8 protein-coding genes are annotated in these 11,941 nt (G+C 56.5%); 7 read left to right on the top strand and 1 reads right to left on the bottom strand.

From position 1 onward, the window contains the following. The first annotated feature begins 2 nt into the window (after window positions 1-2). The 4 genes from NG99_RS07430 (at window position 3) to tldD (ending at window position 7,428) form a co-directional block, all read left to right on the top strand. Window positions 3-596: a Maf family protein gene (locus NG99_RS07430; RefSeq protein ID WP_034890354.1), complete on the top strand. Its 594-nt coding sequence runs from the start codon at window positions 3-5 to the stop codon at window positions 594-596. Then, window positions 586-2,055 carry a ribonuclease G gene (gene rng / locus NG99_RS07435; RefSeq protein WP_034890357.1) on the top strand — a complete coding sequence of 490 codons (1,470 nt, stop codon included), beginning with the start codon at window positions 586-588 and terminating at the stop codon, window positions 2,053-2,055. The genes NG99_RS07430 and rng overlap by 11 nt, the downstream gene beginning before the upstream one ends. A gap of 19 nt (window positions 2,056-2,074) precedes the next feature. Next, complete coding sequence (gene yhdP / locus NG99_RS07440; RefSeq protein WP_034890359.1) at window positions 2,075-5,899, top strand: AsmA2 domain-containing protein YhdP; 3,825 nt, start codon at window positions 2,075-2,077, stop codon at window positions 5,897-5,899. Between the two features lie 83 nt (window positions 5,900-5,982). Continuing rightward, window positions 5,983-7,428, top strand: a complete 1,446-nt coding sequence (tldD, locus tag NG99_RS07445) for a metalloprotease TldD (RefSeq protein WP_034890362.1) — start codon at window positions 5,983-5,985, stop codon at window positions 7,426-7,428. 79 nt (window positions 7,429-7,507) lie between these two features. Here the strand turns inward: tldD and aaeR are convergent, their stop codons facing one another. Continuing rightward, complete coding sequence (gene aaeR, locus NG99_RS07450; RefSeq protein ID WP_034890365.1) at window positions 7,508-8,422, bottom strand: HTH-type transcriptional activator AaeR; 915 nt, start codon at window positions 8,420-8,422, stop codon at window positions 7,508-7,510. Between the two features lie 281 nt (window positions 8,423-8,703). Between aaeR and aaeX the strand changes: the two genes are divergently transcribed. Genes aaeX through aaeB form a run of 3 tightly spaced genes read left to right on the top strand, consistent with a single transcriptional unit; the run spans window position 8,704 to window position 11,819 of the window. Continuing rightward, window positions 8,704-8,907: a p-hydroxybenzoic acid efflux pump operon protein AaeX gene (gene aaeX, locus NG99_RS07455; RefSeq protein WP_034890367.1), complete on the top strand. Its 204-nt coding sequence runs from the start codon at window positions 8,704-8,706 to the stop codon at window positions 8,905-8,907. A 7-nt stretch (window positions 8,908-8,914) separates the two neighbouring features. Further along, a complete protein-coding gene (gene aaeA, locus NG99_RS07460) occupies window positions 8,915-9,847 on the top strand; it encodes a p-hydroxybenzoic acid efflux pump subunit AaeA (protein WP_034890368.1) in 933 nt (310 codons plus the stop codon). Window positions 9,848-9,860: 13 nt separating this feature from the next. Further along, window positions 9,861-11,819 carry a p-hydroxybenzoic acid efflux pump subunit AaeB gene (gene aaeB, locus NG99_RS07465; protein ID WP_198138751.1) on the top strand — a complete coding sequence of 653 codons (1,959 nt, stop codon included), beginning with the start codon at window positions 9,861-9,863 and terminating at the stop codon, window positions 11,817-11,819. Window positions 11,820-11,941 lie beyond the last annotated feature (122 nt).

Consider the following 11,941-nt stretch of genomic DNA (forward strand, 5'->3'; position numbering starts at 1 on the left):
TTATGGTATCCCTTTATCTGGCCTCTGGTTCTCCTCGTCGTCGCGAGCTGCTTACGCAGCTTGGCCTGCGCTTTGAACGCCTTTCCACTCAAGTAGAAGAACAAAAAAGACCGGACGAACGGGCCGAACAGTACGTTCGCCGCCTCGCCTGCGAAAAAGCCCGGGCCGGGGTCGCTGTGGCCGCTCAGGACCTTCCGGTGCTGGGCGCTGATACTATAGTCGTGCTAAATGATGCCGTGTTGGAAAAACCGGCCGATGAGACTGCCGCAGCGGAAATGTTGGCTAAACTCTCCGGACAGACACATCTGGTGATGACCGCCGTCGCGCTGGCCGATACCCGGCGCACGCTTGACTGCCTGGTGGTGACGGAAGTCACTTTTCGTACCCTGACCGCCGGGGATATCGCCGCCTACGTTGCCAGCGGTGAGCCGATGGACAAAGCCGGAGCCTATGGCATTCAGGGGATGGGCGGCAATTTTGTCCGCAAAATTAACGGAAGCTATCATGCCGTTGTCGGGCTGCCGCTGGTGGAAACCGCCGAGTTGTTCAGCCATTTTCAATCACTGCGGGAAGTAAGGGAGCAACATGACCGCTGAGCTGCTGGTAAATATCACTCCTTCGGAAACGCGGGTTGCCTATATTGATGGCGGCATACTGCAGGAAATCCATATTGAGCGTGAGGCCCGCCGGGGGATCGTAGGCAATATCTACAAAGGGCGCGTTAGCCGGGTGCTGCCGGGAATGCAGGCCGCCTTTGTCGATATAGGTCTTGAGAAGGCGGCATTCCTGCATGCCTCCGATATCATGCCCCATACGGAATGCGTTGCGGGCGACGAACAGAAAAACTTTTCGGTGCGCGATATCTCCGAGCTGGTTCGCCAGGGCCAGGATTTGGTGGTTCAGGTGGTGAAAGATCCGCTGGGTACTAAAGGCGCGCGCCTGACTACCGACATTACCCTTCCGTCCCGCTATCTGGTGTTTATGCCCGGCGCCTCGCATGTGGGCGTCTCTCAGCGCATTGAAAGTGAAGCCGAGCGCGATCGCCTTAAAAAAGTGGTCTCTTCCTACTGCGACGAGCTGGGCGGCTATATTATTCGCACCGCTGCTGAAGGCGTTGGGGAAGGTGAACTGGCTTCCGACGCGGCCTTTCTTAAGCGCTTGTGGACCAAGGTTATTGAGCGCAGAAAGCGCAATCAGACCCGCTGCCGCCTGTACGGCGAAGTGGCGTTATCCCAGCGTATCCTGCGTGATTTTGCTGGCGCGGCGCTGGATCGTATCCGCATTGACTCCCGCCTGTCCTATGAGCAGCTGGTGGAATTCACCGGCGAATATATCCCGGAAATGACCGCAAAACTGGAGCTGTACACGGGCAAGCAGCCGATCTTCGATCTGTTTGACGTTGAAAACGAAATCCAGCGCTCGCTGGATCGTAAAGTTGAGCTGAAGTCGGGCGGCTATCTGATCATCGACCAAACCGAAGCGATGACCACCATTGACATCAATACCGGGGCCTTTGTCGGCCACCGTAACCTTGATGAGACCATCTTCAACACCAACATTGAGGCCACGCAGGCGATTGCCCGGCAGCTACGCTTGCGTAACCTCGGCGGAATTATCATTATCGACTTCATTGATATGACCAATGAAGACCACCGTCGAAGAGTGCTGCACTCGCTGGAGCAGGCGTTGAGCAAGGATCGGGTAAAAACCGGCATCCACGGCTTTTCCCAGCTTGGGCTGGTGGAGATGACGCGCAAGCGCACGCGGGAAAGTATCGAGCACGTTCTTTGCCAGGATTGCCCGGTTTGTAAAGGGCGCGGCACGCTGAAAACGGTAGAAACCGTCTGCTACGAAATCATGCGTGAGATTGTTCGCGTGCATCATGCCTACGACTCGGATCGTTTCCTGGTCTACGTGTCGCCAGCGGTGGGCGAGGCGCTGAAGACCGACGAGTCACATGCGCTGGCCGAAGTGGAAATTTTTGTCGGTAAGCAGGTTAAAATTCAGATTGAACCGCTCTATACCCAGGAGCAGTTTGACGTGGTCATGATGTGACTGGCACCAGGAGAAGTGCGTGAGGAGACTGCCGGGAATCCTTCTGCTAACTGGCGCAACCATCGTAGTGGTGATTGCGCTGCTGGTCAGCGGGTTGCGTCTGGCGATGCCTCACCTCAACAGCTGGCGTCAGCCGCTGCTCGATAAGGTTTCTGCGCTAGCCGGGATGCCGGTTCAGGCGAGCGCGATCAACGGCAGCTGGGAAAATTTCGGTCCGGTGCTGGAGATTAAAGGTCTGCACGTCAGCCTGAAAGAGGGTGACGACCTCAAGGCCGACCGCATTACTCTGGCGCTGGATATCTGGCAGTCGATGCTGCATTTGCGCTGGCAGTTTCGCAACCTCACTTTTTATCAGCTTAACCTGGCGACCAGCCAGCCGTTGACCTCGGGCGATGGCGAGAAATTGCAGCTGGAACCGGGCAAATTCAGCGATCTTTTCCTGCGTCAGTTCGATCATTTCGATCTGCGTGACAGCCAAATCAGCTTTGTCACCCTCTCCGGGCAGCGGGCCAGGTTGGATATCCCTCAGCTAACCTGGCTTAATGAAAAGAACCGCCACCGCGCGGAAGGGCTGGTTAATCTTTCCAGCTTCACCGGCCAGCATGGCGAAGTTCAGGTTCGCCTCGATTTGAGCGACAGCAACGGCTATCTGGATACCGGCCGCGTCTGGATGCAGGCTGACGATGTGGACGTGAAGCCGTGGCTGGGGCAGTGGATGCGGGATAATACCAGCCTCAGCAGCGCGCGGTTCAGTCTGGCGGCATGGATGAGCCTGAAAGAGGGGGAAATCTATGACGGCGATATTCAACTGAAAAAAGGCGGGGCGAGCTGGCAGGGCGACAGTCAGCAGCACCACCTTACCGTTGATGACGTTACCGCGCATATCGCCCGCTTTAACAGCGGCTGGAGTATCGAACTGCCGCAAACCAACCTGGTGACCGATGGACAGGCCTGGCCGAAAGGGCAGCTCTCGATCCTGTGGCAGCCGGAAAACGGTATCCTGCCTGGTCCGAACCACAACGAAGAGGTTCGCGTTCGCGCCACGCAGCTGGATCTGGAGCGTCTCGATCCGCTGCTTCCCCTGTTTGCGAAGCTGACGCCGACGCTGCTGGAAAACTGGCGCGAGCTACAGCCGAAAGGCCGACTGACCGCGCTGGCGGTGGATATTCCAGTGGAGCAGCCCGAGCAGAGCCGCTTCCTGGCAAAATGGCAGGATCTGAGCTGGCAACACTGGGAGCTGCTGCCGGGAATGGCGCATTTTAACGGCACTCTGTCCGGCGGTGTGGCTAACGGACGGGTAGATTTTAACGTCAGCGATGCCAGCCTGCCTTACGGGACGATGTTCCGCGCGCCGTTAGAGATTCAGCAGGCCAGCGGGGCGCTTAACTGGCAGTACGCCAACGACCACTTTACCCTCGCAGGGCGCCAGCTTGACGTGAAGGCCCGCTCGCTGTGGGCCAAAGGCGACTTTACCTACTCCCAGCCTAAAGATTCGCCCCCCCGGCTGGACATCCTCGCCGGTATCAACGTTACTGACGCCGGGGATGCCTGGCGCTACTTCCCCGAACCGCTGATGGGCAAGTCGCTGGTGGACTACCTTAGCGGAGCGATCAAAGGGGGCCAGGTGCAAAATGCCTCGCTGATTTTTGCCGGCAACCCGCATCTTTTCCCGTTCAAGCATAATGAGGGGATGTTTGAGGTTTGGGTGCCGCTCAAGCAGTCCACCTATCAGTTCCAGCCGGGCTGGCCCGATCTGCAAAATCTCGATATTAATCTCGATTTTGTTAACGACGGGCTGTTTATGAAGGCTGAACGGACCAGGCTGGGGCAGGTTGAGGGTAAAAATATCTCCGCCGTTATCCCGGATTACCTGAAAGAGAAGCTGATTATTGATGGCGATATCAGCGGCGCAGGAAAGGACGTCGGCGACTACTTCAATCAGACGCCGCTTAAGCATTCGCTCGGTGCCGCACTCGATGAACTCCAGGTCGGCGGAGATGTGAGTGGTCACTTACATCTGGATATCCCGCTGGATGGCGAGCTGGTCAGGGCGACTGGCGATGTGAATATGAACAATAACACCCTGTTCATCAAGCCGCTGGAAAGCACTATCAGGCAGCTGAGCGGGCGTTTCACCTACGATAATGGCGATCTTAAAAGTGGCCCGATGACAGGAAACTGGTTCGGTCAGCCGCTGGACGTCAGCTTCAATACTCTTGAGGGCGAGAAGAACTATCAGATTGCTGTCGATTTGAAAGGCGACTGGCAGCCGGGGAAAATGGACGTTATTCCTGCGCCGCTGCGGCAAAAACTGGAGGGAACCGCCAGCTGGAAGAGCAACGTTGCGATCAATTTACCGCATAACGGCAGCGCTGATTACCAGGTCTCGCTGGACGGCGATCTGAAAAATGTAAGTAGTCACTTACCTTCTCCGCTTGATAAACAGCGGAGTACGGCAATGCCAATCAAGGTGGCTGCCAAAGGAAACCTCAGTAGCTTTACCCTGAGTGGCGTAGTGGGCAATAGCCATCGTTTCAACAGCCAGTGGCTGCTGGGCAAACAGCTACGGGTCGATCGCGGCATCTGGGAGAACGACGCAAAAAGTACGCCTGCACTTCCTGCCGCCAACGGCATGGTGCTGAATCTGCCGCCGCTGGATGGCGAAGCCTGGCTGAGCCTGATGAATAGCCAGGGCGCTGGCAAAAATACTGGCGTCTCGTCAGCGGTGCAAAACCCCAAAAGCCCGGCTTATATTCCCGGCAATATCACCCTGCGTACGCCATCCCTGACCTTGGGAGGGCAGCAATGGCAGGATCTGGAAGCCACGCTTAGCGAAGGCGTATCGGGAGAGACCCAGATTCAGGCCAAAGGTAAGGAAATTAACGGCACGCTGAAAATGAACCAACGCTCGGCGTGGACTGCTCACCTCAATTACCTCTATTACAATCCTGAGTGGGCGGCCTCGGCAGGCAGTTCACCTCTGCCTGCCGGTGACGCGGCGATTGATTTCAGCCACTGGCCAGCCCTGACGTTAACCTGCGATGAATGCTGGCTGCGCGGGCAGAAGTTTGGCCGCATGGCGGCCAATCTCAGCCATACCAGCGATACCTTGACCCTGAAAAATGGCCTGATCGATAGCGGAAATTCCCGCCTGACGGTGGAAGGCGAATGGGTTAATCGCGCTGGAGCGCAGCGTACCGCGCTGAAAGGCGTGCTGAGCGGCAAGAAAATCAATGATGCGACCAACTGGTTTGGCATTAACACCCCGCTACGCGACTCTTCGTTCAGAACCGAATACGATCTTCACTGGCAGTCCGCGCCGTGGCAGCCTTCCGAGGCTACCCTGAGCGGCGTGCTGAAAACGCATTTTGGCGCGGGGCAGATTGCCGACGTGAACACCGGACGGGCGGGCCAGCTGCTGCGTCTGGTCAGCTTTGATGCGCTGCTGCGCAAGCTTCGGCTGGACTTCAGCGATACATTCAGTCAGGGCTTCTATTACGACTCCATCGGCGGCACCGCCTGGATTGATAAAGGCGTGATGCATACCGACAACCTGCTGGTGGATGGTCTGGAGGCCGATATCGCGATGAAAGGCAAGGTGGACCTCGTGAAGCGGCAGATCGATATGGAAGCCGTGGTAGCGCCGGAAATTTCGGCCACCGTTGGCGTTGCCGCCGCCTTTGCCGTTAACCCGGTGGTGGGGGCTGCCGTGTTTGCTGCCAGCAAAGTTCTTGGTCCCCTGTGGAACAAAATTTCGGTGCTGCGTTACCATATTTCCGGCCCTGTCGATAAACCGCAGATCGACGAAGTCCTGCGTAAACCGGCGGAAAAGAGCGCGAAGTGAATTTGACGTGACCGGGGAATTGCCTCAGGCTATAGCAATGCGATGCCAGCAGTGACTGGCTCATTCAAACAGAGCGAGAATACATGAGTCTGAATCTGGTAAGTGAGCAGTTACTAACTGCTAACAGCATTAATCAACAGGATCTCTTTTCCCTTCTCGGCCAGTTATCTGAACGTAAGCTGGATTACGCCGACCTCTATTTCCAGTCCAGCTATCACGAATCCTGGGTGCTGGAAGACCGCATCATTAAAGATGGCTCGTGGAATATCGACCAGGGCGTCGGCGTGCGCGCCGTCAGCGGTGAGAAAACCGGTTTTGCCTACGCGGATCAGATCACGCTCAATGCCCTGACCCAGAGCGCAACGGCGGCCCGCAGCATCGTTCGTGAGCAGGGGAATGGTAAATCACACACCCTGGGCGCCGTGGTGCATCGTTCTCTGTATTCCACGCTCGATCCGCTGCAAAGCCTGAGCCGTGAAGAAAAAATTGCCCTGCTGCACCGGGTGGATAGCGCGGCTCGCGCGGCAGATAAGCGCGTGCAGGAAGTCAGCGCCAGCCTGACCGGCGTTTATGAGCTGATCCTCGTTGCCGCCACCGACGGCACGCTGGCAACCGACGTTCGCCCGCTGGTTCGCCTCTCCGTTAGCGTTCAGGTTGAAGAAGACGGCAAGCGCGAACGGGGCTCAAGCGGCGGCGGCGGCCGCTATGGCTATGAGTTTTTCCTGGCCGATGAGTCTGGTGAAACGCGGGCGGAAGCCTGGGCGCGTGAAGCGGTGCGCATGGCATTGGTCAACCTGAGCGCCGTAGCGGCCCCGGCAGGGACCATTCCGGTTGTGCTGGGCGCTGGCTGGCCGGGCGTGCTGCTGCATGAAGCGGTAGGCCACGGGCTGGAAGGCGATTTCAACCGACGCGGTACTTCGGTCTTCAGCGGGCAGATGGGGCAACTGGTGGCTTCTGAGCTGTGCACGGTGGTAGACGACGGCACGATTGAAGGTTTACGCGGTTCGCTGGCCGTGGATGATGAAGGCGTGCCGGGTCAATATAACGTGCTGATTGAGAACGGTATTCTCAAAGGTTATATGCAGGACAAGCTCAATGCGCGGCTGATGGGTGTAAACCCAACCGGAAATGGTCGCCGTGAATCTTACGCGCACCTGCCGATGCCGCGCATGACCAATACCTACATGCTGGCCGGTAAATCCACGCCGCAGGATATTATCGAAAGCGTGGAGTATGGCCTGTATGCGCCGAACTTTGGCGGCGGCCAGGTGGATATCACTTCCGGAAAATTCGTATTCTCTACCTCAGAGGCTTATCTGATTGAGAAGGGGAAAGTCACCCGGCCGGTGAAAGGCGCTACGCTGATTGGCTCCGGTATCGAAGCGATGCAGCAGATCTCAATGGTTGGTAACGATCTGGCGCTGGATAAGGGCGTTGGCGTCTGTGGCAAAGAGGGGCAGAGCGTGCCGGTTGGGGTGGGTCAGCCAACGCTGAAGCTGGATCGGCTGACGGTTGGCGGCACGGCTTGATGGCAGGACGGGGCAAAATGTTTTGCCCCGTTTTTAACATCCCCACAGAACTGAGTTAAAGCCTTTCTGTCTCCCACGGCTATTGCCGCGATTCCTGATAAATATCCGTCATTTTGGCGAAATACTCCGTCAGATAATTGATGCACACCTGAACCTTCAGCGGCAGCTTATCTTTCTGCGTGTACACCGCATAAACCGGTCGGGGCGCGGACTGATAGCGGGCAAACAGGATTTCGACCCGTCCGGCGTTAATCTCATCAATCACCCACATCAACGGCACGTAAGCAATGCCCGAACCTGCAACCAGCCAGCGAATCAGCGTTTGCGAGTCGTTAGTGGCGAAGCGTCCCTGCGGAGAGAGGCGGATGGAAATGCCTTCCGGGGAGGTCAGTTCAAAATCATTATCGTGGCGGACGCTATACTCCAGCCAGGAGAATTTGCTGACATCGGCGGGTTTCTCCGGCGTGCCGTGCTGCGCCAGATAGCTTTTCGCTGCGCAGACCACCATCGGCATCGACCCGAGCCGACGAGAAAACAGGCTGGAATCCTGCAGCACGCCAACGCGGATCGCCAAATCCAGCCCGTCGGCGATCAGATCGGGGGCCGGGCTGCCGGTCACCAGGTTCACCGTCAACCCCGGATACTCTTTCAGCATCTCCGCCGTCATATTGGCCAGCACGTTCTGCGCCATGGTCGACGAGCTACCGATGCGTAAGGTTCCTACCGGCGTGTTATTAAAGGCATAAAGTTGTTCATGAACATGCTGAGCTTCAGACATCATTCGGCGGCAACCCTGAAAGTAGATCCTTCCCGCTTCCGTCAGCCCGATACTGCGGGTACTGCGATTTAATAATTTTACCTGGAGCTCATCTTCCAGCCTGGCGACAGTCTGGCTTACCGCCGAGACGCTCATCTGTAGCCGGTGGGCCGCCGCGGTAAAGGAGCCCAGTTCCACCACCCGTGCGAAGACGGACATGCCCTTCAGTCTTTCCATTATTAACCCTGGCTTAAAAGTGATTTAGATCACATTAGGTAGAAAACACATAGTCAGGCGCGTTACTATAGCGTTGCCGGGTTACCCTTCCGTAACTCAACTCGCCAGCATGCTGGCTACTGAATACGCTATTATTCAATGGGCGTCGGTTATGATTATCTGACAGCATGTCTGATACTCTATCATCATCAATCTGTAAAACAGCACCCCCCAGTGAAGGGAGGTGGCTTAAGTCTGCCAGAAGGTGTCCATCCGATAAGAGGGATCGACAAGGAAAAAAGATGAGTGTGCTTCCGGTTATTGTGATATTTGGGCTCTCCTTTCCGCCCATATTCTTTGAAATCATTGTGTCACTGATGCTGTTCTGGCTGGTGCGTCGCCTGCTAACGCCCACCGGGATCTATGACCTGGTCTGGCATCCTGCACTGTTTAATACGGCACTCTACTGCTGCCTGTTTTACCTGGTTTCCCGATTGTTCGTCTGAGGTCATAGTGAAAGCGCTAACAACAAAAATTGCCCGATACGCCATAACTTTTATTCTGGTTATCATCGCCGTAATCGTTATTTTCCGCGCGTGGGTGTTCTATACCGAATCCCCCTGGACGCGCGATGCCAAATTCACGGCTGACGTGGTGGCGATTGCCCCTGACGTCAGCGGTCTGATTTCCGATGTACGCGTTCAGGACAACCAACTGGTGAAAAAAGACCAGGTGCTGTTTGTGGTCGATCAACCCCGCTACCAGCAGGCTTTAGATGAAGCGGAAGCGGATGTGGCTTATTACCAGGCACTGGTAAACGAGAAGCGTAAGGAAGCGACGCGCCGTAACCAGCTGGGCGTGTCCGCCATGTCCCGTGAAGCCATCGATCAGTCCAACAATGATTATCAGACCTCGGTTCATCAGCTGGCAAAGGCCGTCGCCACTGAGGCTACCGCCAAACTGGATCTGGAGCGTACCGTGGTGAAAGCGCCATCGGACGGCTGGGTCACCAACCTCAACGTCTATCGCGGGGAATTTATTACGCGGGGATCGACGGCGGTTGCGTTGGTTAAGCAGCATACCTTCTACGTGCTGGCCTATATGGAAGAGACCAAGCTGGAAGGCGTGCGCCCTGGCTACCGTGTGGAAATTACCCCGCTGGGCAGCAACCGCGTGCTTCACGGCACGGTTGACAGCATCGCGGCCGGGGTTACCAACAGCAGCAGCACTATCGACAGCAAGGGTATGGCGACTATCGATTCCAACCTTGAGTGGGTGCGTCTGGCCCAGCGCGTGCCGGTGCGTATCCGTCTGGATGCGCAGCAGGGCAACCTCTATCCTTCAGGGACTACGGCTACGGTCGTGGTGACCGGAGCGGAAGATCGCAAGCCTGAAAATATGTCGCCGCTAATGAAGCTGATGCATCGCCTGCGCGAGTTTGGCTAAGCTGGGGCCCATGATGCAGTGGCACCGTTTGCGGTTCCCGATCAAGCTGACCTTCGCCATCGTGCTGTCGCTGCTGGTCGGCTTCCATTTTAATCTTGAAACGCCCCGCTGGGCGGTGATGACCGCCTGTATCGTGGCAGGCGGAACCGCTTTTGCCGCGGGCGGCGATCCCTTCTCAGGGGCGCTGCGCTATCGTGGGATGTTGCGTATCATCGGCACCTTCCTGGGCTGTTTCGCCGCGCTGGTTATTATGATCGCGACCATCAGGGCGCCGGTGGTGATGCTGCTGCTCTGCTGCCTCTGGGCCGGGTTTTGCGTCTGGCTCTCTTCCCTGATTAAAATCGAAAACTCCTATGCGCTGGGCCTGGCTGGCTATACGGCTCTGATTATTGTGGTCAGCGTGGATGCCAACGGATCGGTTCTGCTGGCTCCGCAGTTTGCGGTTGAGCGATGCAGTGAAATTATCATCGGTATCGTCTGCGCTATCCTTGCCGATATGCTGTTTTCGCCTCGCTCCATCAAGCAGGACATCGACCGGGAAATCGACACGCTGCTGGTCGATCAGTACAAGCTGATGCAGCTTTGCGTCGCGCGTGCTGACAGGGAAGAGGTCGACAAAGTCTGGACGGGACTGGTTCGCCGTACCTCCGCGCTGAACGGTATGCGCAGCAACCTGATGATGGAATCCAGCCGCTGGCAAAAGATTGATCGGCGTATGCGCGCGCTGAATACCCTTTCGCTGACGCTCATTACCCAGGCGGCCGAAACGTTTCTGATCCAGAACAGCCGCAAGGAGTATGTGCCGTCGCAGTTTCATATCTTCTTTGACAAGCCGGTGCAGAACATCGGCGACATGCATAAGCGGATGAAGATCATGCGGCGGGTTATCACCAGCAGCGGCAGTAAAAACACGCCGGTGACCATCCAGAACTGGGTGGTTGCCGCCACGCGCTACCTTCTGTTGCTCAAGGGGATCCACACCAACAGCAGCATCAGCCGTATCGAGCAGGAGGTGCTGGACGAAGAGCCGGTGGTAAAAATGCGTTCTGCCGAATCTCGTCACGCAGTGATCAATGGGGTCAGAACCTTTGTCGCCACGGCCGTTGGTTCACTTTTCTGGCTGTGGACCGGGTGGAACTCGGGCAGCGGCGTGGTGGTCATGCTGGCGGTGATCACCGCGCTGGCGATGCGTATGCCCAACCCGTTAATGATGGCTAAGGATTTCCTTTACGGCATGACCGTGGCGATCCCGTTAGGATCGCTCTATTACGTGGTGATCATGCCCAGCACCCAGCAAAGTATGCTGCTGCTCTGCATTGCGCTTGGCGTGATGGCGTTTATTGGCGGGATTCTTATTCAGCGCCGCCAGATCGGCACGCTGGGTGCGCTGGTGGGCACCATTAACATTCTTACCCTCGATAACCCGATGACCTTCAACATCAGCACCTTTCTGGATAATGCGCTGGGGCAGGCCATTGGCTGCTTCCTCGCGCTGATGGTGATTTTATTAATCCGCGACAAATCGAAAGCCCGTACCGGTCGTATCCTGCTTAACCGCTTTATGTATGCGGCGGTGTCAGCGATGACCACCAATCAGGCGCGCCGCCGCGAAAACCATTTACCCGTCCTCTATCATCAGCTTTTTATGTTGCTGAATATGTTCCCTGGCGACATCAATAAGTACCGCATTGCCCTGACGCTGATCATTGGTCATCAGCGCCTGCGCAATGCGGAGATCCCGGTTAATGCTGACCTGTCCGCTTACCATAAGCAGCTGCGCCATACTGCCGACCGGGTGATTGCCGCCAGAAGTGATGCCAGACGGCTGCACTACTTCCTGCGGCTGCTGGCCGAGCTGGACATTTACCAGCAAAAACTCCGCGATTACGAAGCGCCGCTAAGCGTGACCGAACCGGTTCACCGACTGGCGCTAATGCTGAAAAAGTACCAGAACACGCTCGTCCAAATCTGACTTTACGCTGATACGTTACGCTATCAGCGCTTTCCCATTCACGTTTCTCTCTGACGGGTTCATACAGGGATAAAGTGTGCCATCTATACTTATTGTATCAGGATGGCAAACCACTCAGGAGA

This window comes from Erwinia typographi, from assembly GCF_000773975.1.
Taxonomy (GTDB): Bacteria; Pseudomonadota; Gammaproteobacteria; order Enterobacterales; family Enterobacteriaceae; genus Erwinia; species Erwinia typographi.

Excerpts from the sequence above, each read along its gene's own strand:
- NG99_RS07430 (WP_034890354.1), top strand. The coding sequence starts at position 3 with ATGGTATCCCTTTATCTGGCCTCTGGTTCTCCTCGTCGTCGCGAGCTG.
- rng (WP_034890357.1), top strand. The coding sequence starts at position 586 with ATGACCGCTGAGCTGCTGGTAAATATCACTCCTTCGGAAACGCGGGTT.
- tldD (WP_034890362.1), top strand. The coding sequence starts at position 5,983 with ATGAGTCTGAATCTGGTAAGTGAGCAGTTACTAACTGCTAACAGCATT.
- aaeR (WP_034890365.1), bottom strand. The coding sequence starts at position 8,422 with ATGGAAAGACTGAAGGGCATGTCCGTCTTCGCACGGGTGGTGGAACTG.
- aaeX (WP_034890367.1), top strand. The coding sequence starts at position 8,704 with ATGAGTGTGCTTCCGGTTATTGTGATATTTGGGCTCTCCTTTCCGCCC.
- aaeB (WP_198138751.1), top strand. The coding sequence starts at position 9,861 with ATGCAGTGGCACCGTTTGCGGTTCCCGATCAAGCTGACCTTCGCCATC.